This is a genomic window from Entomomonas asaccharolytica (assembly GCF_016653615.1).
Classification (GTDB): Bacteria; Pseudomonadota; Gammaproteobacteria; order Pseudomonadales; family Pseudomonadaceae; genus Entomomonas; species Entomomonas asaccharolytica.
The window spans coordinates 2,056,564-2,077,689 of sequence record NZ_CP067393.1 but is presented as its reverse complement, the minus strand read 5'-3'; the positions used below and the strand labels follow the sequence as shown (position 1 = coordinate 2,077,689).

At 36.1% G+C, this 21,126-nt stretch carries 20 protein-coding genes; 7 read left to right on the top strand and 13 right to left on the bottom strand.

Annotation, left to right across the window (positions count from 1 at the left end; genetic code table 11):
• Nucleotides 1–69 precede the first annotated feature (69 nt).
• The 10 genes from JHT90_RS09630 to JHT90_RS09585 form a co-directional block, all read right to left on the bottom strand.
• A complete protein-coding gene (locus JHT90_RS09630; RefSeq protein WP_201090566.1) occupies nucleotides 70–1,368 on the bottom strand; it encodes a hypothetical protein in 1,299 nt (432 codons plus the stop codon).
• A gap of 125 nt (nucleotides 1,369–1,493) precedes the next feature.
• Nucleotides 1,494–1,865: a hypothetical protein gene (locus JHT90_RS09625; protein ID WP_201090565.1), complete on the bottom strand. Its 372-nt coding sequence runs from the start codon at nucleotides 1,863–1,865 to the stop codon at nucleotides 1,494–1,496.
• 43 nt (nucleotides 1,866–1,908) lie between these two features.
• Complete coding sequence (locus JHT90_RS09620; RefSeq protein WP_201090564.1) at nucleotides 1,909–2,271, bottom strand: hypothetical protein; 363 nt, start codon at nucleotides 2,269–2,271, stop codon at nucleotides 1,909–1,911.
• 44 nt (nucleotides 2,272–2,315) lie between these two features.
• Entirely contained in the window at nucleotides 2,316–2,684 is a 369-nt protein-coding gene (locus tag JHT90_RS09615; RefSeq protein ID WP_201090563.1) for a hypothetical protein, read from the bottom strand.
• A 44-nt stretch (nucleotides 2,685–2,728) separates the two neighbouring features.
• Complete coding sequence (locus JHT90_RS09610) at nucleotides 2,729–3,100, bottom strand: hypothetical protein (protein WP_201090562.1); 372 nt, start codon at nucleotides 3,098–3,100, stop codon at nucleotides 2,729–2,731.
• 40 nt (nucleotides 3,101–3,140) lie between these two features.
• Nucleotides 3,141–3,506 (bottom strand): hypothetical protein, encoded by a 366-nt coding sequence (locus tag JHT90_RS09605; protein ID WP_201090561.1) that lies wholly within the window; start codon nucleotides 3,504–3,506, stop codon nucleotides 3,141–3,143.
• Nucleotides 3,507–3,549: 43 nt separating this feature from the next.
• A complete protein-coding gene (locus tag JHT90_RS09600) occupies nucleotides 3,550–3,915 on the bottom strand; it encodes a hypothetical protein (protein ID WP_201090560.1) in 366 nt (121 codons plus the stop codon).
• Between the two features lie 6 nt (nucleotides 3,916–3,921).
• Nucleotides 3,922–5,238 carry a hypothetical protein gene (locus JHT90_RS09595; RefSeq protein ID WP_201090559.1) on the bottom strand — a complete coding sequence of 439 codons (1,317 nt, stop codon included), beginning with the start codon at nucleotides 5,236–5,238 and terminating at the stop codon, nucleotides 3,922–3,924.
• Between the two features lie 11 nt (nucleotides 5,239–5,249).
• A complete protein-coding gene (gene tssI / locus JHT90_RS09590; RefSeq protein ID WP_201090558.1) occupies nucleotides 5,250–7,787 on the bottom strand; it encodes a type VI secretion system tip protein TssI/VgrG in 2,538 nt (845 codons plus the stop codon).
• A 284-nt stretch (nucleotides 7,788–8,071) separates the two neighbouring features.
• Nucleotides 8,072–8,578: a hypothetical protein gene (locus JHT90_RS09585; protein WP_201090557.1), complete on the bottom strand. Its 507-nt coding sequence runs from the start codon at nucleotides 8,576–8,578 to the stop codon at nucleotides 8,072–8,074.
• 406 nt (nucleotides 8,579–8,984) lie between these two features.
• Here JHT90_RS09585 and mfd point away from each other — a divergent pair, with 406 nt between their 5' ends.
• The 7 genes from mfd to JHT90_RS09550 all read left to right on the top strand — a co-directional run bounded on the left by mfd (nucleotide 8,985) and on the right by JHT90_RS09550 (nucleotide 17,230).
• Nucleotides 8,985–12,440: a transcription-repair coupling factor gene (gene mfd, locus JHT90_RS09580; protein ID WP_201090556.1), complete on the top strand. Its 3,456-nt coding sequence runs from the start codon at nucleotides 8,985–8,987 to the stop codon at nucleotides 12,438–12,440.
• A 344-nt stretch (nucleotides 12,441–12,784) separates the two neighbouring features.
• Nucleotides 12,785–13,423, top strand: a complete 639-nt coding sequence (locus JHT90_RS09575) for a hypothetical protein (RefSeq protein WP_201090555.1) — start codon at nucleotides 12,785–12,787, stop codon at nucleotides 13,421–13,423.
• 2 nt (nucleotides 13,424–13,425) lie between these two features.
• Nucleotides 13,426–13,947 carry a GTP-binding protein gene (locus JHT90_RS09570; protein WP_201090554.1) on the top strand — a complete coding sequence of 174 codons (522 nt, stop codon included), beginning with the start codon at nucleotides 13,426–13,428 and terminating at the stop codon, nucleotides 13,945–13,947.
• 41 nt (nucleotides 13,948–13,988) lie between these two features.
• A complete protein-coding gene (locus tag JHT90_RS09565; protein ID WP_201090553.1) occupies nucleotides 13,989–14,399 on the top strand; it encodes a roadblock/LC7 domain-containing protein in 411 nt (136 codons plus the stop codon).
• A gap of 42 nt (nucleotides 14,400–14,441) precedes the next feature.
• The gene (locus tag JHT90_RS09560) at nucleotides 14,442–14,801 is read left to right on the top strand and encodes a hypothetical protein (RefSeq protein ID WP_201090552.1); all 360 of its coding nucleotides are present in this window, start codon (nucleotides 14,442–14,444) and stop codon (nucleotides 14,799–14,801) included.
• A 257-nt stretch (nucleotides 14,802–15,058) separates the two neighbouring features.
• Entirely contained in the window at nucleotides 15,059–15,715 is a 657-nt protein-coding gene (gene catA, locus JHT90_RS09555) for a type A chloramphenicol O-acetyltransferase (protein WP_201090551.1), read from the top strand.
• Between the two features lie 81 nt (nucleotides 15,716–15,796).
• Entirely contained in the window at nucleotides 15,797–17,230 is a 1,434-nt protein-coding gene (locus JHT90_RS09550) for a hypothetical protein (protein WP_201090550.1), read from the top strand.
• Nucleotides 17,231–17,545: 315 nt separating this feature from the next.
• On the opposite strand, the gene JHT90_RS09545 is transcribed toward JHT90_RS09550, so the two are convergent.
• The 3 genes from JHT90_RS09545 to aceA all read right to left on the bottom strand — a co-directional run bounded on the left by JHT90_RS09545 (nucleotide 17,546) and on the right by aceA (nucleotide 21,084).
• Nucleotides 17,546–17,854, bottom strand: coding sequence for a TRL-like family protein (locus tag JHT90_RS09545; RefSeq protein ID WP_201090549.1), 309 nt, complete (start codon nucleotides 17,852–17,854; stop codon nucleotides 17,546–17,548).
• Between the two features lie 116 nt (nucleotides 17,855–17,970).
• Complete coding sequence (aceK, locus tag JHT90_RS09540) at nucleotides 17,971–19,686, bottom strand: bifunctional isocitrate dehydrogenase kinase/phosphatase (RefSeq protein WP_201090548.1); 1,716 nt, start codon at nucleotides 19,684–19,686, stop codon at nucleotides 17,971–17,973.
• Nucleotides 19,687–19,776: 90 nt separating this feature from the next.
• Complete coding sequence (gene aceA / locus JHT90_RS09535; RefSeq protein WP_201090547.1) at nucleotides 19,777–21,084, bottom strand: isocitrate lyase; 1,308 nt, start codon at nucleotides 21,082–21,084, stop codon at nucleotides 19,777–19,779.
• Between the last annotated feature and the right edge of the window lie 42 nt (nucleotides 21,085–21,126).

Here is a 21,126-nt window from a genome sequence, read left to right as displayed (position 1 = left end):
CACACTAACTAAGCAAATTAGCCTAAAGTATTGTGAAGCAGTACAAAAAAATAATAAATTTAATAAGTTTTAGGGGATTTGTGTAACGACTACACCACCTGCTAAATGTTCTAAAAAGTCTTTTAAAGTTAGCCCTTTTCTGGTGGTTCTCAATTTACCGTTGGCAAATAACTTTAATGATACTTTTGCGGTATAGGGTGTATCATAATCAACCTCTCTATTACTACCATCATCCACCCTTAACCTATCTTCCCAAACAATCCATTGCATTTCATTGTCATGGGGAGGTGTATGCAGTATAGAATTACCTATCATGGTTATAATATGTACATGTGGGCCAACAAAACTATTAATTTCACAGACTTCTCTTTGTCTTAAATGACGCCCAAAAATAGCATCAATACCGTAAGTTTTAACACAAGAGGCACCAAGGTACTCAAACCAACCTTTTACTCTGCCATCAAGAATAACACCTGAAAGTTTATTAGAAGGAGAGTCATGAGGAAACACTATATTTTCTGAATCGCATATACTAGCCAGTGTTATCCAATCAATAGCAGGCATCTTGGGGACATCTTTTCGTAATGTCTTATCATATTCAAAAAAGTTGATCGGACGGGTACAGGCAGGACTGGGTCTAATAAGTTTAGAACCTAATTGTGTTCTGCCATCTTCCCACAGCTCGCGCACTATTTGTATATATAAATCTGGTCTATCGTTTAACAAACAATAAAAGAAGGCTGCGGCTGAACAAAGGTTTGAACTACCTTGTTCTGGGTAAGATAAATTTTGTGCTAACTTTTCTTCAAAGGTTAACGATCTTCTACTAGCAGTGGGATAAGGTTTTACTCTTTCTTTTAATGCCGCTTCAATTTTAGATTTAAGAAATGGATCTTCAGGATCATCAATAGGGTGTTCAGGTGCAATAAATACCCGCTTTTTACAGGAAATTTTTAATTGATAAGTATTAATATCTCCATCCGTGGTCTTTTGAGTAGGTTGGCTGGTTTCAAAATAGCAAATATTAGTTCTTGAAGTTCTACTGTCAAAGTCATCGGTAGCAAAATTTAATAGTGAAACAATACTGGTAGCAGGTTTATCTAACACCTCGATAAACTCATCACCAATTTTACGATACAGCATAACCTCCATAATATATTCAATATGTTTACTATTGAATTTTTTCGTAGGGATATCTACCGTTTCATGTTTTTGTGTCATATAGTTTGCTTGTACAGGGCGTATCTTTGTCATTGGTAAAGCATAAAACATTGCGCCCTCAGTATACCGATAAACTTGCATGGTATAGAAAAGATCACTATAAGAAACGTTGGACTCTACTCGTGTATATACAGTGTATATCGCCATAATATTAATTCCTTTAAGTTCTATGTAAACAACAAAAAATGCTTCAATTCATACTAAATTGTTTTATTCCTTTTTTTACCCTAAAAAAATGGACGTTCTATTGCTATTAATAATTTATAGTTTCATTAATCTCGTACTTTAATAATATAAGTTTTTTCAAATTTAGAAGTAGCAGTACTCCAGCCAGAGGGTATCATATAGCCACTTATCTTTATGGTAATATCTTCGGTAGTTTTTGGGATACCTTTTACAGTTAGACTATTATAAAAACTTCCTTCTCTTTTATCCTTTTCATAATTAGGTTCTACCCATAATACAGGTGGCGTTATAATCCGCTTAAATCCACTAGCTGTTACAGGTCCAGAGCCACCTGTGATTTCAATTTCTGCGTAATATAATTCTCCTACAACTGCATCAGGTAATTTATCAGGCGTAATCATAACTTTTGGAGTACAGCCTATTAATAAAAAACATAATATAAATATAGATGTTCGCATAGCTATTTTTAAAACTCCCTTTAAAACTTTTTATCCTAAAAAATTATTCTCTCTCTTTTACTTTAATCACAAAGGTTTTTTCAAATGTTGGTTTTCTATTAAAAAAAGTAGGGGCCATATCTCCTGTTATCTTTACTATTATAGTTTCATTTGTTATTGGTTTGCCGTTTATAATGCGTTTGTTATAGTTTCCCCATCCCGCTTTAGGGTTAAGTTGAAGAAAAAGTGCATTGGGGGGGGTTATAACACTACCAATGGATTTAACACGACCTGTTCCTCCAGTGATTTCAATTTCCGCATAATAAGGTTCTCCCACTATCGCATCAGGTAATATCTCAGGAGTAATCATTACTTTTGGAGTACAGCCTGTTAATAAAAAGTACAGTAAAAATACAGATATTCGCATAACTATTTTTAAAACTCCCTTTAAATCTTTTTTATCCTAAAAAACTATTGTCTCTCTTTTACTTTGATTACATAAGTTTTTTCAAAGCTTGCTTCTCCAAGGAAAAGTGTTGGTATTGTATGCCCCTTTATCTTTACTGTGATGGTTTCAGTATTTATGGGTTTACCATGTACAATAAGACTATTGTAAAATCTAGCCGTCTTTGTAGGGTTAACTTCTACCCATAATCTATTTGAAGTTGAAGTACTTTGAAAACCACTAGCTGTTACAGGTCCAGAGCCACCATTAATTTCAATTTCTGTATAATAAAGTTCTCCCACTATTGCATCAGGTAGTGTATCAGGTGTAATTATGACTTTTGATGGAATACAGCCTACTAATAAAAAACACAATATAAATATAGATATTCGCATAGCTATTTTTAAAACTCCCTTTAAATACTTTTTGTCCTAAAAAATTATTCTCTCTCTTTAACTTTAATTACATAAGTTTTTTCAAATTTTGGATCCATATTGAAAAAAGAGGGAGCCATATCTCCTGTTATCTTTACGGTGATAGTTTCTGTAGTTATGGGCTTACCATATATAATAAGTTGGTTATCATTCCCCCAACCTGTTTTTGGGTTACTTTGTACAACTAAAACATTAGGAATTATAAGACTTTTTACTCTGCCTGATAGCACGCGGCTAGTCTCACCAGAAATTTCAATTTCTGCATAATATAATTCTCCTACTATTGCATCAGGTAATTTATCAGGCGTAATAATAATTTTTGATGAAGTACAACCTATTAATAAAAAATATAATATAAATATAGAGACTCTCATCATTATCTTAAAAACTCCTTTTTAATTTTCTTTATCCTGAAAATTATTCTTTCTCTTTTACTTTAATTGCATAAGTTTTTTCAAAGTTTGCTTCACCAAGAAAAAGTGTTGGTATCATATCTCCCTTTATTTTTACAGTGATAGTTTCTGTAGTTGTAGGTCTACCACGTATAATAAGACTATTATAGAACCTTCCTTGTTTATTAGGATTAGGCTCTACCCATAATACTTGCGGAGTTATAATACGCTCAAATCCGCCCGCTGTTACAGGGCCAGAACCTCCATTAATTTCGATTTCAGCATAATAAAGTTCTCCCACAATTGCATCGGGTAATTTATCAGGAGTAATAATAACTTTTGGAGTACAGCCTACTAATAAAAAACATAATATAAATATAGAAGTTCGCATCGCTATTTTTAAAACTCCCTTTAAATCTTTTTATCCTAAAAAATTATTCTCTCTCTTTAACTTTAATTACATAAGTTTTTTCAAATTTTGGATCCATATTGAAAAAAGAGGGAGCCATATCTCCTGTTATCTTTACGGTGATAGTTTCTGTAGTTATTGGTTTGCCAACGATAATACTCTTATTATAATTTCCCCAACCAGCTTTAGGATTAGGTTCTAAAAAAAGTACATTTGGAGTTATAACACTATTCACTGATGTTGCACGACCAGTTCCGCCAGTGATTTCAATTTCTGCATAATATAATTCTCCCACTATTGCATCGGGTAATTTATCAGGGGCAATTATAACTTTTGGAGTACAACCCAATAGTAAAAAACCCATGATAAATATAGTGGTTAATTTTTTCATTATGTATTACGGTATTTTGCTAAATACCATGCCTCCAAAGGTATGTTTTAAAAATTGCTCTAGGGTTAGATTTACTTCTAACTGCTGATCAACTTCACCCCATGAAAATAATTTCAATTGCACTATTTCTGTTAATGGTGTATCGGTAGTTATTGCAGTACCATCCATTAGTTTTAGTTGATCTTCCCAAACAATCCAATGATCTTTGGTTATGGAATTTTTACCCCTAATAAGCATTCCTGCTCTAATTAAACTTACTATATGATGGTCTGTAGAGATATAGTTATTTAGTATACATATGGCTTGTAAATTACTATGGGAAAAGCTGATATTATCGTATTTTTTGCTAGCGCCTGCTTTTTTAAACCATTTTTCTAAGACATTTCCCAGTGTGACTGCGCCTGCCCAGTTCCACCAAAGAAAACCCCCGCTAGGGGAATTAATAGAAAAAAGCGCAGTATTTTCAGTATCCCTTAAACTAGCCATTGTAATCCAATCAATAGCAGGTATTTTAGGAGTGCCATTTTCTCTAAAGAATTTTGTAGGATGCCTTACACTATTATCAGCCTCCATTTTTAAGGCACCGATTTTAGTTTCCCCAGATTCCCATAATTCTTTAATTAATTGTTGATAAATATCAGGTCTGTCCTGTTGTAAACAATAGAAAAAAGCAGCAGGGCCACAAAACATTGATTGATCTTGATATGGATAAAATAATACTCTTCTTCTTTCTTTTTGAATTTCGGGATCTGTTTGATTTTCATTTAAACTTAATAATTGATCAAATTGAAAAGTAGGGGGTATTGGCCTAGTCATTCTAATTTTTAATTCATCCTCCACCTTTTGCTTAGTAAAGGGGTCTAATGGATCACCCACACCATGTTCCTTTGCTTCAAATACTCTAGATTTGGAAGATATATTAAGTTGAAATATATTAACCTGACCATTGCGCTCTTTTTGTGTGGGTTGGGTTGTTTCAAAATACTCAAATGCGCGTGAAGCCGCCCACTCTTTGTCATTGGTTTGAAAGCCCTTTAACGGTACAATTGCCGTCATCGGTTCTGGGGTCATATTGATAAATTCAACACCTACTTTACGGTAGAGATTGATAGAAAGAATATAACTGGTTTCAGGTGGATCACTAATATCTATTGAGGGATGTGCTTGCGTTTTATTGTCTGCCTGTAGTGGATATTTACCCGTTCGTCGTAAGGCAAATGTTTCATTACCTGACCAATCGGCTTTATACAGCTCCATATCATAGTAAAGATTTTCTGGAGCCGTGTTGGTTTTTATTTCTGCAGAAATATTATATATAGTCATTGTTTTATTACCTACCCTATATCCAATGTTTCATTGACATTAAATAAGTGAATTTTTATCTCTTCAGGGGCATTGCTATAAAGGGGTTGAGTATAGCCTTGACCATCCGTTATATCAGTGATGATCTGATCATTGGGTAGCGTGATCATATATTTGGTGTAGGCATAGGGCTTGTTATCATCATCGGTTAATTGATAACGCAAACTATGATCGGTATTTCTATTGGCAGTGGTTATAACGCCAGAGCCCATAGTAGGGGAGATGGTTTCTTCATCTTCCCAAAGGTGTACAATAATTTTTTCAGGGTTGTTGGTATGGAATGTTTCTGTAAAACCCTCTGTGTCAGTAATCCCTCTAACTGTTTTATTGTCAGGTAAAATAGCAATATATTTACTATTAGCATAAGGCTTACCTGTTACATCATCAGCCAGCTGATATTTTAAATTATAAGTAAAACTTTCAGTGGGCTTTAAGCTAACAGGAGGAGAGGCTACACTGGCAACACCTTTGTATTTATGTAGTGGAGGGATGGGGGCTGCTGGTGTGCCTTCCATCGGTACACCACCCGTCCATACAGGCATGGTCATCCATATCCCTGATGGGTTAAGGATAATATGTTGTCCACCTGCTTTTAAGGTAAGCGATAAACCACCATCTATCACACACTGCATACCTGCTTTAAGATGAATTTCCATGCCTGCTTCACTGGTTAACACCGTACCAACGGTGGTATGTTCTGCTAAAGCGACTTCTTTATAGTCATTCATCATTATTTGTGTTTTACGATCTAGTGCTGTTAGGTGATGTTCCTCCGCAGAGTTTTTGGTATATCTATTATTGACAATAGTTTCGCTATGTTCATTTTCTACTTGTAAATGGCTGTTGTTTCTAACCTCGACGGTGTGGTTGTTTTTAGTGAGCTGATCAAAATCTTTTTGTGCTTGTACAAAGATTTGTTCTGAACCTGCTTTATCTTCTATTCTAAACTCATTAGAACCAACACCTCCTTTCGAGCTAGAAGTCTTAAAAACAGATTTGGTTTTATTCGCAGGTAGGTCATAGGGTACTTTATTCACACCATTATGTAATGCACCTACAACTATAGGAAAATCGGGGTCGCCTTCTTCATATTCAATAAGCACTTCCATACCTACACGGGGTATAGTTACTGCGCCATATCCATCATGGGCCCAATTACTTCTGACTCTTACCCAATGGCTAGAGTGTTCATCATAGTTACCCTCTCTATCCCAATGGCATTGAATTTTTACTCGGCCGTATTCATCGCAATAAATTTCTTCACCTGCCGCACCTGTAACTATAGCAGTTTGTGCGCCTAATACTTTTGGTTTTGGGTGTAGTTTCGCAGGGCGATAGGGTACTTCTTGTGGGGTAAGTACCATTACATTACGATAACCTTGTGAGAAGTTTTCTAAAGGCAATTGCAGTTCTTCGGTTACGGGGTAATGAAAGTATTTATAAAGTTGGCTAGCGGAGGCGGTATTATTGGCAGAGTGCTCTCCACCGAATGCTTCTAGTACAGCAGGCTGTTTACCCGCATGTCTAATTTGATTAATTAACCAAGGCTTTTCTACATCTATTAAGGGGTGATCAGTGACACTAATATAAAGCCCTGCATGTAAACCTGTCACATCACTATTGGCCTCTGCTAATACGTGGGTAGTACGTAGCCGTTCTATTTCTACTTTAGCTAGGTGGTCTGCTCTCGCTTGATCCCAGTGGCGGCTTGGGTAGTCATAACTTTCTAATTGAGGTTCGATGGCATTATTTGCTTTGTTACTTTGCAATCCTTGCGCATTGCCCTCAGGAATTTTCATTGTACTAAAGTTGTAGTTTCTCAGACTGGCTTGCGTAGTTTGGCTAGATAAACCAACATCAAACTGTTTGATCACTCGCTCATCTGCTACTAAGCCTGTATCACTCACATATTTTATAGCTTGTGCCAAGGTGACAAAAAAGGGATTTGCATCGGCAAAAATTAATGTGTGTTGTTCAGGTGTATGAGTAAAGTAGTAGAAGATGCCTTCAGACTCTGCTAGGTGATTAATAAAGGCGTAATCGTCTTGGTCATACTGGGTGCAGTACTCTAGAACGGGGTAAGTTTCTTTAAGTTTAAACTCAAAATGATACCCCTGACTTAGACCATGATCTAATAGAACCGTCTGAATTATTTCTGGTACTGTCTTATTACGAAAGACTCGTTGATTAACTCGTTTTTTTAGATGGGTTAAGGTCGGCGTTAAAATTATTTTAAAAGTCACATAGTGTTTACTTACAGCACCTCGCTTAACATTCTGCACGATACCGTGTATACCCGATCTTTTGTAAGAAGAAAACGACAAAAAAGCGGGTTTACTTAAAAGTTGAGTAATATCAAAACGGATATGGTTAGAAATTAATGTGACTTCAAAAGCATAGTCACTACTGATTGCCTCTAAGCCTTCAAATGAAAGAACTTGTAATTTTGTAAGGCTGTCCAGTCCCTGTACTTCTAAGCTAAAATGAGTAGCATTAGCTGTATCAAACATAAATACCTCGCTTCTTCCTTATGAACGTGATTCTATCCTATGGTAAATTATGTACCCGATAACTTAATTCAACTATGTAATGATACCGTCACTTTTCTTAGCTTGCAATTTTATTTACCCTACTCATATCAATATAAGGTTAAATAAGGGTGTAATAATTGAAGTTGGGTGTATTTATAACTTTATGGAAAAGATTTCTGCGAATGCCTGTGGGAGGTAAGTGACTTAAAAGTTAAACTTGAGCTGTAGTTGTTTTTCACAATACAGCTTAAGTTAAAAGAGCCTTAACTATTTCTAGTTTTATTTGATTTTGGGGTAGGATCTGTCATTTGGGTAAACATTTCTGTGCAAGATTGCATGTATTCTTGGAATTGTTTATACATATCCTGATAAGGCTTCATGCAGGCTTCAAATTGGTTATACATTTCTTTGTAAGGTTTTGAAGCTTCGTCAACTTGGTTGTATACCTTCATGTTTTGTTCAAATTGTTTAAACATTTGTTGATAGCTTTGCATGTTTTTTTCAAATTGGCTAAAGTTATCTTTAAATGGTTTAGCATTTTTTTCAAATTGATTGAACATATCTTTATAAGGCTTCATGTTTTTTTCAAATTGACCAAACATATCTTTATAAGGTTTCATGTTTTTCTCAAATTGGCTAAACATATCTTTATAGGGTTTCATGTTCTTTTCAAACTGACCAAGCATATCTTGGTAAGGTTTCATATTCTTTTCAAATTGACTGAATAGGTCTTTATATTGATTAAACATTTTTTGTGCGTCGTTATCCATTTTGTTACCTCTTAGGGGATGATCTAAAGTAAGTGCTATGGTTAAAATTATTATGTTACTTTGCTTCATTACAACAAGCCAGTGATAGTTAGCTTTATACCACCAATGGCTAGGATTACGATCAGCAATCCGTTGATCTCTCCATCCTCACTTTATAACATGATGTTCAATTATTGGGACAACAGACAGATCAATAAAAAGTGAATTACTATGCTAAAAATCAATGCCCGAAATTGCCTGTTAAATAACTTTCAAAGTATTGCAATAAAACACTTCTAGCTTTATTAAAAGAGCAATCACTCGTTAAGAAACATTTGCTAAATTTACTTGCCCATTATCAGCTAATAATAACAATATATTTGTGTATAATGGCTATCTTTGCCAATTAGATTTGGAGCGCTTGTTTGTGTCTGTACTATCTCTTCCAAGGCCATTGAAGGTCTCAAGCAAGGTCGAATGGGGAGGGCTCGTGGGTGCCTCTCTCAGTTTAGCTGTAGCCGAAGCTGCCATAACCAACCCACATTTTACGTTATTATTAACGCCTGATAGTTTAACAGCAGATCGACTGACCAGAGAATTAAAGTTTTTTGCTCCAACACTGACTATTCTTAACTTCCCAGATTGGGAAACGCTCCCTTATGATGTGTTTTCACCACATCAAGATATTATCTCACAACGTATTGCAACCCTTTATCAACTACCCAGTGTTAAACAAGGTATTCTAGTTGTACCTATTACCACTGTATTACAACGTATTGCGCCTGTGTCATTTATATTAGGCAGTGGCCTCGTAGTGAAAATAGGCGACAAAATGAATGTGGAAGACATGCGTAGCCGTTTAGAAAATGCAGGCTATCGTTGTGTTGACACAGTGTATGAGCATGGTGAATTTGCAGTACGTGGCGCTTTATTTGACTTATTTCCTATGGGCAGTAGTGAGCCTTATCGGATTGACTTATTCGATGATGAGATAGAGACACTTCGTACTTTTGATCCTGAGACGCAACGCTCTATTGATAAAGTAGAAAGTATTAACCTACTGCCTGCTCATGAGTTTCCATTAGATAAACAAGCCATCAAAGACTTTAGACAGCGTTTTAAAGATCAGTTTGATGTGGATTATCGGCGCTGTCCTATTTATCAGGATTTAGCAACAGGTATTACACCATCGGGGATTGAATACTACGCGCCGTTGTTTTTTGAACAGACTGCAACCTTATTTGATTATTTACCTGATGATACCCAAGTATTCTCCTTGCCTAAGATCGAGGAAGCCAGTGAACACTTTTGGCGTGATGTTAAAAATCGCTATGAAGATCGTCGCTACGATATTGAAAGACCCATCTTAGAACCTAAGCAATTATTTTTAGCGGTTGATGAATGTTTTGGGCAGCTAAAAAAATGGCCTAGAGTGGTAGTACAAGCGGATAAAATAGAGCAAGGGAATCATAAACAAAACTTTGCTGTTACAGCACTACCCGATTTAGCGGTTGAGTCACGGGCAACAGAGCCATTAGCGAAATTACGACAATTTATTGAACAATTTGATGGCCGCCTATTATTTGCAGCAGAAACAGCAGGGCGTCGTGAGGTTGTATTGGAACTACTAGCACGTCTAAAAATCCGTCCTATAGAAGTAGCAAGCTGGCAAGCCTTTATTGATAGTTCTGAACGTATTGCTATCACTATTGCTAACCTTGATGAAGGGTTAGTAATAGAAAAACCAGCAATTGCTTTAATTGCTGAAGCCCCCTTATTTGGGCAAAAGATAATGCAACGCCGTCGTCGTCAAAAACGCGGCGAAGTAACCAATGAAAATATCGTTAAAAACCTTACTGAACTCAGAGAAGGTGCGCCCGTTGTCCATATTGATCACGGGGTTGGTCGTTATCAAGGGTTAATTACCTTAGAGGTAGATAACCAACAACAAGAATTTTTAATGCTTGAATATGCAGAAGGTGCAAAACTCTATGTACCTGTTGCTAATTTACACCTAATCGCACGTTATACAGGGGCAGAGGATGAATTAGCGCCATTGCATCGACTAGGTTCTGAGCAATGGCAAAAAGCGCGCCGTAAAGCGGCTGAACAAGTACGTGATGTAGCGGCTGAACTACTGGATATCTATGCCCGTCGCGCAGCTCGTAAAGGCTTCGCCTTTAGCAAGCCCGAAACAGATTATGCCGCTTTTGTGGCAGGTTTCCCATTTGAAGAAACAGTGGATCAACAATCGGCTATTGATGCTGTTGTAGAAGATATGACTGCTGGTAAACCAATGGATCGCTTAATTTGTGGTGATGTTGGTTTTGGTAAAACAGAAGTAGCCATTCGGGCTGCCTTTATTGCGGTGCAAAGTGGTAAGCAAGTAGCGGTATTAGTGCCTACAACCTTGCTGGCGCAACAACACTATAATAGTTTTCGTGATCGTTTTGCCGACTGGCCTGTTAAAGTAGAAGTTTTAAGCCGTTTTAAATCCACTAAAGAAATCAATAAAGCGGTCGAGGAGTTGGCAGAAGGTAGAATAGATATAGTAATAGGTACTCACAAGCTACTACAAGAAGATGTTAAATTTAAAAATCTTGGCTTGGTAGTAATTGATGAAGAACACCGCTTTGGTGTACGTCAAAAAGAACGCCTAAAAGCATTGCGTAGTGAAGTGGATGTTCTGACCATGACTGCAACACCTATCCCTCGTACCCTAAATATGGCTATGTCAGGTATGCGTGATCTATCTATTATTGCCACACCGCCTGCCCGTCGTTTATCGGTTCGTACTTTTGTGATGGAACAGCAAAATGCAGTGATTAAAGAAGCCTTACTGCGTGAGCTTTTACGTGGTGGACAAGTTTACTATCTACATAACGATGTAAAAACCATTGAAAAATGTGCGGCTGATTTAGCTGAACTGGTGCCTGAAGCAAGAATAGGGATAGGGCATGGACAAATGCGCGAGCGTGAACTAGAACAAGTAATGGCCGACTTCTACCACAAGCGTTTTAATGTACTGGTCGCTTCTACCATTATTGAAACAGGTATTGACGTTCCTACTGCCAATACCATTGTTATTGAGCGCGCTGATAAATTTGGTTTGGCACAACTGCATCAGTTGCGTGGCCGAGTAGGGCGCAGTCATCACCAAGCCTATGCGTATCTGCTAACACCGCCTAAAAAGAGCATGACTGATGATGCACAAAAACGCTTAGAAGCCATTGCTAATGCGCAAGATTTGGGAGCAGGTTTTGTATTAGCTACCCATGATATGGAAATACGGGGTGCAGGTGAGCTACTAGGTGAAGGGCAAAGTGGTCAAATACAAGCGGTGGGTTTCTCGCTCTATATGGATATGCTGGAACGTGCTGTAAAGGCAATTCAAAAAGGACAAGAGCCTAGCTTAGAACAACCACTAGGCACAGGTATTGATATTAACCTAAGGTTAGCGGCACTAATTCCAGAAGATTACTTGCCCGATGTGCATAACCGTCTAATTCTGTATAAACGTATTGCCTCAGCAGCGACTGAAGATGAACTAAAAGAATTACAGGTAGAAATGATTGATCGTTTTGGCCTATTGCCAGAGCCATTGAAAAATCTTATTCGTCAAACACGCTTAAAAATAGAAGCTGAACAACTGGGTATCACCAAAATAGATGCGGGTCCACAAGGCGGTAAAGTAGAATTTTCAGCCAATACCAGTGTTGATCCATTAACATTGATCAAACTCATTCAAAGCCAACCTAATCGTTATAAATTTGAGGGAGGCACTACTTTTAAATTCCAGATACCTATGGAGAAAGCAGAAGAACGTTTTACCACTATTGAAACTTTATTAGCCAAGCTTAAAATACAAGATGATGAAAAATAACTAATAAATATCTTATATTAAAGAATGTTTACATTTTGTATTAAAATGCTTATCATACTATTAGCTAAATAATTATGACTTAAGTCATAAAAACATAAACAAATCTGTATTAATAGGTTCTGTTGTATTTTTACAACAGACTTGTAGTTATGCAAAAAGCTATCAATCAGATTGTAGTTTATACAATATATGGAAAGTGATGTAGTAAGGTATTGTTTCGTAGCGGGCTTAAGAATTGCCTAATTAACTAGTAACAATAGGAGTATCACCATTTACTAAGGATAGTGTGAAATTTTGTAATTAATGCTAGTTATTAGGATGGCTTTTTAAGCACGGAAATAGAAATGGTACGTTATTCTACATTATCTTTGACAAGTCGAGAGCGAATCTTTTTGCATTCTATTCTTGTTATGTATAACACAAGAGGTAATGCATCATGGACACAAGATGACGCACAATACGATATAGTAGTTATTGGTAAAGAAGCCACTGATGAACAGGTGGCCGCTATACCTCAACATATTGAAGTGGCGCTATCATTCAATATCGATATTCAAAAAAACAACTGTAAGATTTTCTATATTGCTAGCCCAATAAAAGCAACCGAGCTAATAGAAAAAATCAGCCAAGCTGAAAAAGCCTTAAAAAGACTAGATAATGGTGAACAAAAAGCTCAGCAAATCCCCGCTAAAAGAGTGGTATTGCTACAATGGCCGAAAGCTGAAATAATTGCAGTCAACAACGTTTATCCTACTTTATCAGCTATCTTAAGTAAGCGCGCCATGACGCTACAAGAGTTAGCTGATATTTCTAGAAAGCCTCAAGATATTTGTAATTCCTTTATTAAGCAAGTGATTGATAGCGGTGCAGCTGCCTATCTTGCCGAAGATGCAATTCAACCAGTTGAACAACCAAAAACTAGCCATGTGCCTAAAAGAGGACTTTTAGACAGAATTCGAGCTAGTTTAGGATTATTGAAATAATTATGATCGAACATAAGATACTTATTACAGGTACCGTAGGCGCTGGTAAAACAACAGCCATTGCTGCTGTTAGCGAGATTAAACCTGTTACTACAGATGTGACCAATACAGATGCATCGGTTGACAAAGAAAAGACAACCGTAGCCTTTGATTATGGTCAGGTAACTATCGCCGAAGGTGAGCGGTTAAGGGTATATGGAACACCTGGGCAAGAAAGATTTTCTTTTATGTGGAAAGTCCTAGCCAAAGGTGCTTTAGGACTTATCATCCTTGTTGATAACACCCGACCAGATCCATTTAGTGATTTATGTATTTATTTAGAAAATTTTAACCAGTTAATCAGTGAAAAAAGCTGTGTCATTTGTCTTACAAAAATTGATAAAAGCGATACAGCTCGTGTTAATGAATTTGCTTCTTTTATAGCGCAGAGAGGGCTAGTTTGCCCTGTCGTGGCTGTTGATATACGTGTAAAAGAAGATGTACTTATGGTGTTGGACTTATTGTTTACCCAACTCTATGTGTAATGGATAAAGCCAACTAATAATTAATTTATGAGTAATAGTAAATGAGTGAAAATCAACAAGTCGTTATTCCAAAAGTGGCGCAAGTGATTTCAGCTAAAATTTTAAGCCAATTAATACAAACAGATTGTGGTATTGAAAGTGCTATTTTAACAACTGAAGATGGCTTTGAAGTTGCTGTGGAGTCTGTTGGTGAAGTGGATTCATCAAAATTAGCTGCCATGGCAAGTTCATTATCAGCCATTAGTAATATGTCAGTTTCCGAGTCTAATTTAGGGACACAGTATCAGAGTCTCATTATTGAGAGTGATGGTGGTTATATTGTAATCATGGATGTTGCCTATGATAAATTTCCAATGATTCTTAATATCGTAGCCTCCAAAGATACTGTTTTAGGCCAGCTACTCTATCATGCTAGAAGTGTAGTGGATGCTTTTAACAAAACATTTGGTTAAAAGCGGAGTGTGATTTTTTTAATTTTTTAATAGGAGAAACAAATGTCTAACATTCAAGAGTCTTTAGATGGCTTATTAAGTATTGATGGTGCAATGTGCGCAGCATTGGTAGACTCTGCAAGTGGTATGATGCTAGGAAATGCAGGTTCAGGTGTTGATATTGAACTAGCCTGTGCAGGTAATACTGAAGTGGTTCGTGCAAAACTTAAGACCATGAAATCATTACAACTTAACGACTTTATCGAAGATATTCTAATTACCTTAGGTAAGCAATATCATATTATTCGCCCATTAGAAAATAAACCTGATATTTTCTTATACATCGTATTAGATAGAGCTAAATCAAACCTAGCTTTAGCTCGCAGAAGTTTAGTAGATGTAAGTTCTAAAATACAGTTCTAATTAAATAAACGAATACTGTACTTTATAAAAGCTTGACCTAATGCACATGGTCAAGCTTTTTTGCTTTATTAATTACTTATAAAACATTGTGCCATTTGCCATTGTGCTGCTTCAATAAGATAATAACTAAAAATTTAGCCTATTAAAGATTCTGTTTTAGAATAAGATAAAATTTAATTACGTACTAAAATAGAAACTACCATCGAAATTTAAGATCTTTATAAATAAGCAAATAATAAAACAGCGAGCAAATAACAATGAATTTTAATTTAATCGATATAGAAAATTGGCCTCGTAAAGAGTACTACCTGCACTATATGAATCAGCTTCGTTGTAGTTATAGTTTAACCACCAATATAGATATTACGAGGCTGAAAACTTTTCTAAAACAAACCAATAGAAAAATCTATCCAGCCCAAATATATATGCTTGCTACGCTAGTAAACCAGTATCAAGAATTTCGTATGAACTATAATAGTGATGGTGCATTAGGTTATTGGGATCAACTCAATCCAAGCTATACAATTTTTAATAAAAGCAGTGAAACATTCTCCAGTATATGGACTGAATACAAACAATCCTTTCACGAATTTTATGAGCATTGCATTCAGGATATAGCGCAATACAACCAAGCCACTAGTTTAATGCCAAAGCCTAATCAGCCAGCTAATTCATTTACTGTTTCCAGTTTACCTTGGACCAGTTTTACTGGTTTTAATATTAATGCATTCACTGATGGCAGCTATTTGCCACCCATATTCACCTTAGGCAAATTTATAGAACAAGATAATAAAACATTAATGCCCATAGCCATCCAAGTACACCATGCAGTGTGTGATGGATTCCATGTAGGTAGGTTTATAAACGCATTACAACAACTAGCAAATGATTATCATACATGGCTAAATACATAGTTTATTAAGCTTGTATTAATTTTTTAATAGTATATTTACACTGTATTTTGTTAATTATTGGTTAAATAGGAAAAGGAAAACATGACAATCAAGCATTTATTAATGGTAAGCATAATAGCTACAACAGCTACCGTTACAATGGCAGAGACGCAAACGGAGCTTCTACCAGAAGTAAAAGAAATATTACAATTAAAGTTTGATGAACAAAATATCCAACAAAATGCTTATATCTCTTTATTAGCCATAGATGCACCTGAAGGACTAGACTATAAAGAAATAGGTAAAAAGGTTGTTCTTGCAAGTAATAAACAAATACGAGAAGCAATAGCCAAACAAGATCATAATTTACTAGAGAAAGGCTTTAATCCACAAGATTATTTTCAAGATAAGCCAGCATTAACAGCAGATATGACAGTCGATGGTAAGGCTTATAAGTTTCCCTGTAACCAGTTAAATAATCATCACTGTACTACGCAGCTACTCAATAAACAAAGTGCACTGGAACCCCTATTAACAACCAATAAGGTTTTGTTATCACGTTATAATGAGGTAATAAAACTGCCTGTATATCATTCACCGCCATTAACGGCAGCTAGCTATATTCCTCCTTTTTCAGTCACTTTAAATCTATCCAGACTGCGGTTAAGTCAAGCTTTGTTTATGATTAATAGGGGAGAAGTAGATGCGGGGCTAGATATTTTACAGCAGGAGGTAACTTTTGCTAAACGAATATTAGCGGGACAAAGTGCATTAATAGATCAAATGATAGCCAATAGACAACTATTGATAACTTATCATGTGATTAGTGAGTTATTAGACTCGCCCCAGTTAGCCAATCAATTAAATAATCCTAAATTATTAGCCTTGTTACAACCACTTTCAACTCAAGAGCAGCAATGTTTGGCTAATACTTTTGCTAATGAGAGAAACCTAACACTATTCCATCTAGCTGCATCTAGTTCGGCATATTTAGCAAATGAATTAGTTGAACAAGGGTTAGATAAAGAAACAGGCGTAGCCAATCTTGCTTTAAATTATGATAGAAATGCAACGCTAAATATGTATTATTCTAAAGTTAAACCAAATATTGAGATGGCAATGTTAACGTTGCCTAAAGCCTCTGAAAATTATTTAACTTATTTAAAAGACCAACCTGAATATATTGCTTTAACAGGTAAAGAAATTTATCAAAAATACGGTACTGATAATTTTGTTGGCAGAGCATTAGTAGAAATAGCTACACCAAACTTTAAGAATTATATAGAGCGTTTTTATAATCTTAATACATACTTAACATTAGTCAATGCAAAACTCTCTATCAAACAAGCAGGGATTGGTAAACAACAAGTGCCAGACTTTTTAGTGAAGTTAGCAGCAAAAGCGCAAAATCCTTATAGCAAGCAACCTTTCACATGGAATGCAGAAACTCAAATACTTTCTTCGAACTGGTTAGGGGATAGTATGGGCAGTGACGATGGTGAGCAAGCGAGTGTTTATATTCAGTTTAATAAATAAAATTAACTAATTTGGCAATAAAAAACCAAGTGTTTAAACTTGGTTTTTTACTGTAATTAACTATAACCTTAGATAATAAACAAGATCTAAAAGATTTATACGAACTTAATAAACGCTATAACTATTGTTTAGGCTATACAGCAACAGAAAAAAGAAAGGAAACAGAATTACTCGTTGTCAGCGATAATATTCTTTACCCAAGGATTTAACCAAAAATAAGATAATAAAGCGTATTAACAAGTCGCGTCGTTAAAAAAAAGGGAATGGTAACAGCACCATTCCCTTTCTAAATTGCTTAAGTCACACTATCAAAAATTACTCACCTGTTACATTTACGCAAGTTCTACCAAAGAACGGATAAATGCCCGAGGATGAATAATCAGCGGTAGCAATTTTACTAATGCCACCATTTCTTTTTGCTGTATTAATAGACGCATCACCTGCACCAACAATCCCTAGCACGTTAGTGGCACAAGCTGAGCCATTTTTAGCACTAGCCACATGATCAGTGGCTGTAATAGGACCATCTACATTGGTAAATAAAGCATAGCCTACAGGTGACATACCTGAAGCGCAGCCTGTTAATAAAGCACTAATTGCCAATAAACCAAGAATTTTTTTCATTATACTTTCCTATTATTTTAAAATGAAACACTTGTATTAAACAAGTGTTGGAATAATAATACATGCAAAGATGTTTGTAAAGAAAGAAATAGAAGTTTTGTTGATAGTTAAATTTTTTAGATGTTAAAACGTTTTTCTAAATTATAAGGAAACACATCAGGCAGAACGCCTTTATGAAGATTCTGTTGCACTTGTTGCCAATAGCTGGCTTGCAATAGATCGCCATGACTATTTTTAAAGTATTGTTTTTGGGTGGGATCAGTAATTAAATAAAACTCAAATTCTTCTGGAAAAATATCATTCTCGCCTACGGTATACCAAGGCTCAGAAGCCATTTCCTGTTCTTCGGTTTGCGGTTTAGGAATTTTTCTAAAGTTACATTGCTCCATAGGAACAATTTCATCATAATCATAAAATACCACTCGACCATGATTAGTTACCCCAAAGTTCTTTATTAATAAATCCCCTGCAAATAAACCAGCATTAGCAATATCTTTAATGGCATGGCCATATTCCTTAAGGATACGTTGTTGTTCTTTATCATCCACTTGATTGATATAAATATTCAGGGGAATCATGCGCCTTTCAATATAAAGGTGCTTAATAATTAAATAATCACCCTCAATACTAAGGCTATCGGCACAAGTTAGTTGTAACTGAGCCAAACATTGTTCCGAAAAACGATTTAAAGGAAAGGCGACATGAGAGAACTCCCACACGTCCGCCATGCGTCCCACCCGATCTTTACGTTTTACTAGCTGATAACAATCTTTAACCACTTTGGGTTGAATATCTTTTTTAATATGGCTAGGGTCTTTAATCAGCTTAAACACATAAGGATAGGAGGGCAGTGTAAATACATTCATCACCATGCCCTCAATACCAGGGGCAATAATAAAATTATCAGTGGAATGGCGTAAATGATAAATAAAGGCACGATAGAATTCATTTTTACCTTGTTTATGAAAACCAAGCGCTGTGTATAAATCAGCAATGTTTTTATTGGGTAATAACGTTCTTAAAAATCTTACCAGTGCAGAAGGTACAGGAAAATCTACTTTAAAATAAACTCGTGCAAAACTAAAGATATTAGAAATATCATATTCATCATCTAAAAATGCATCTACATAAAGCCTATCATTGCGGGTTAACAAAGAAATAACAAAAGGGTAGATTTTATTATTATTGACCATTCTACCAATACAGTAAGCTCCCTTATTGCGATAAAACACAGGGGTTAGTACATTAATTTGAAAAAAATTATTAAGACTGGAAAATTGTTTTTGATATTCTTTTATAGCAGCCACTACGCGTGCAGTATCCCTTGCTAAATCTTCATAAGGTGATTTAATAGGAATGTCGGTTAATAATTTTTCAATTTCTTTAGTAAAATCATTTTCAGTTGGGTAGTAGCTACGGTAATCAGGGTAGCGCGTTTGAATATCTTTGGTATGAATAGCTGCGTTAAAAAAGATATAATCATTATTATAATAATGGCGATTAAATAATTGGCAGAATACGGAATTATAAAAACTCTCTGCTAACTCAGGTTGCAAGTGATTATACAGCTTATGCATATAAGCTATTTTAACGGCTTGCCAAAGTTCTTCATCTAACACATCAATTTTAAAGGTAGCGCGAATGGTATCAAGACATTCTTGTACCCGTGTGTCATATAAATCAATCTGCTCAATGGAGGCTTGGTAGGCTTCTTGAAATAGAGATTTTGCAAAATACCGTGCCGCTTTCTTATTATATACTGTAAAAATTCTAAAATGGCGATTAAAACCAGCTAGAATTAAATCAGCTAATGCTTGTGCGGTAAGTTCCATAGCCTTCCTGTTATTGTTATTACGCCTATTAAGATAGGCTCTTATTAGTATACTACACCCAACCCACTCAAGTTGGGTGTAGTATTTGGGTTAAAACTGATGTTCTTCAGTAGAGCCCGTTAAAGCAGTTACAGAAGATTCACCACCTTGAATAACTGTTGTCACATCATCAAAATAACCTGCGCCCACTTCTTGCTGATGTGCTGCGAAAGTATAGCCACGTTCTTGAGCAGCAAATTCAAGCTCTTGTACGCGTTCTACATAATGCTTCATACCTTCGCCTCTCGCATAATGATACGCTAAATCAAACATGTTGTACCACATATTATGAATACCTGCTAAGGTAATAAATTGATATTGGTAACCCATGTCCGCAATTTCTTGCTGGAATTTAGCAATAGTAGCATCATCCAAATTCTTCTTCCAGTTGAAAGAAGGCGAACAGTTATAAGCCAATAATTTATCTGGGAACTTAGCACGAATAGCTTCAGCGAATTTTCTGGCTTCATCTAAATTAGGTGTAGCTGTTTCACACCATAATAAATCAGCATAAGGTGCATACGCTAAGCCACGTGCAATTGCTTGATCGATACCTGCACGAGTCTTGTAGAACCCTTCAGGGGTACGTTCGCCCACTACAAATGGTCTATCGTATGGATCCGCATCAGAAGTTAATAAATCAGCAGCGTTTGCATCGGTACGTGCTAATAACACCGTAGGCACACCCATTACATCGGCTGCTAAACGTGCAGAGATTAATTTCTGGATGGCTTCTTGAGTAGGAACAATTACCTTACCACCCATATGACCGCATTTTTTAACCGCTGATAATTGGTCTTCAAAATGCACGCCTGATGCACCGTTAGCAATCATATTCTTCATTAACTCAAATGCATTCAATACACCACCAAAACCAGCTTCTGCATCGGCTACGATAGGTAAGAAATAATCAATGGCTTTATCTTCTGCTAACTTACCATCACAAATCGCTTTCCATTGAATTTCATCAGCACGCTTAAACGTATTATTCATACGACGTACAATCTGTGGTACAGAGTCATAGGCATACAATGATTGGTCTGGGTACATAGTTTCAGAGGTATTAGCATCAGCCGCTACCTGCCAGCCAGATAAATAAATAGCTTCAATACCTGCTTTTGCTTGTTGTAAAGCTTGACCACCTGTTAATGCGCCTAAGGAGTTAACATAACCTTTTTTAGCACCACCATTTAATAAGCCCCATAATTTTTCAGCGCCTTTTCTAGCCAGAGTATACTCAATTTGTACACTCCCTCTTAATCTAACCACATCTTCGGCAGTATAAGGGCGAGTAATATTTTTCCATCTTGGATTTTCCGCCCAGTCTTTTTTTAAGGCTTCAACTTGTTGTTTGATCATTGTTATTTCCTCAACTCATTATTGTTGTACTACTGTTTATAG

What these genes read in the sequence shown, in the direction of transcription:
- JHT90_RS09630 (WP_201090566.1), bottom strand. Translation starts at nt 1,368, where the DNA reads ATGGCGATATACACTGTATATACACGAGTAGAGTCCAACGTTTCTTAT.
- JHT90_RS09625 (WP_201090565.1), bottom strand. Translation starts at nt 1,865, where the DNA reads ATGCGAACATCTATATTTATATTATGTTTTTTATTAATAGGCTGTACT.
- JHT90_RS09620 (WP_201090564.1), bottom strand. Translation starts at nt 2,271, where the DNA reads ATGCGAATATCTGTATTTTTACTGTACTTTTTATTAACAGGCTGTACT.
- JHT90_RS09615 (WP_201090563.1), bottom strand. Translation starts at nt 2,684, where the DNA reads ATGCGAATATCTATATTTATATTGTGTTTTTTATTAGTAGGCTGTATT.
- JHT90_RS09610 (WP_201090562.1), bottom strand. Translation starts at nt 3,100, where the DNA reads ATGATGAGAGTCTCTATATTTATATTATATTTTTTATTAATAGGTTGT.
- JHT90_RS09605 (WP_201090561.1), bottom strand. Translation starts at nt 3,506, where the DNA reads ATGCGAACTTCTATATTTATATTATGTTTTTTATTAGTAGGCTGTACT.
- JHT90_RS09600 (WP_201090560.1), bottom strand. Translation starts at nt 3,915, where the DNA reads ATGAAAAAATTAACCACTATATTTATCATGGGTTTTTTACTATTGGGT.
- JHT90_RS09595 (WP_201090559.1), bottom strand. Translation starts at nt 5,238, where the DNA reads ATGACTATATATAATATTTCTGCAGAAATAAAAACCAACACGGCTCCA.
- tssI (WP_201090558.1), bottom strand. Translation starts at nt 7,787, where the DNA reads ATGTTTGATACAGCTAATGCTACTCATTTTAGCTTAGAAGTACAGGGA.
- JHT90_RS09585 (WP_201090557.1), bottom strand. Translation starts at nt 8,578, where the DNA reads ATGGATAACGACGCACAAAAAATGTTTAATCAATATAAAGACCTATTC.
- JHT90_RS09575 (WP_201090555.1), top strand. Translation starts at nt 12,785, where the DNA reads ATGGTACGTTATTCTACATTATCTTTGACAAGTCGAGAGCGAATCTTT.
- JHT90_RS09570 (WP_201090554.1), top strand. Translation starts at nt 13,426, where the DNA reads ATGATCGAACATAAGATACTTATTACAGGTACCGTAGGCGCTGGTAAA.
- JHT90_RS09565 (WP_201090553.1), top strand. Translation starts at nt 13,989, where the DNA reads ATGAGTGAAAATCAACAAGTCGTTATTCCAAAAGTGGCGCAAGTGATT.
- JHT90_RS09560 (WP_201090552.1), top strand. Translation starts at nt 14,442, where the DNA reads ATGTCTAACATTCAAGAGTCTTTAGATGGCTTATTAAGTATTGATGGT.
- catA (WP_201090551.1), top strand. Translation starts at nt 15,059, where the DNA reads ATGAATTTTAATTTAATCGATATAGAAAATTGGCCTCGTAAAGAGTAC.
- JHT90_RS09550 (WP_201090550.1), top strand. Translation starts at nt 15,797, where the DNA reads ATGACAATCAAGCATTTATTAATGGTAAGCATAATAGCTACAACAGCT.
- JHT90_RS09545 (WP_201090549.1), bottom strand. Translation starts at nt 17,854, where the DNA reads ATGAAAAAAATTCTTGGTTTATTGGCAATTAGTGCTTTATTAACAGGC.
- aceK (WP_201090548.1), bottom strand. Translation starts at nt 19,686, where the DNA reads ATGGAACTTACCGCACAAGCATTAGCTGATTTAATTCTAGCTGGTTTT.
- aceA (WP_201090547.1), bottom strand. Translation starts at nt 21,084, where the DNA reads ATGATCAAACAACAAGTTGAAGCCTTAAAAAAAGACTGGGCGGAAAAT.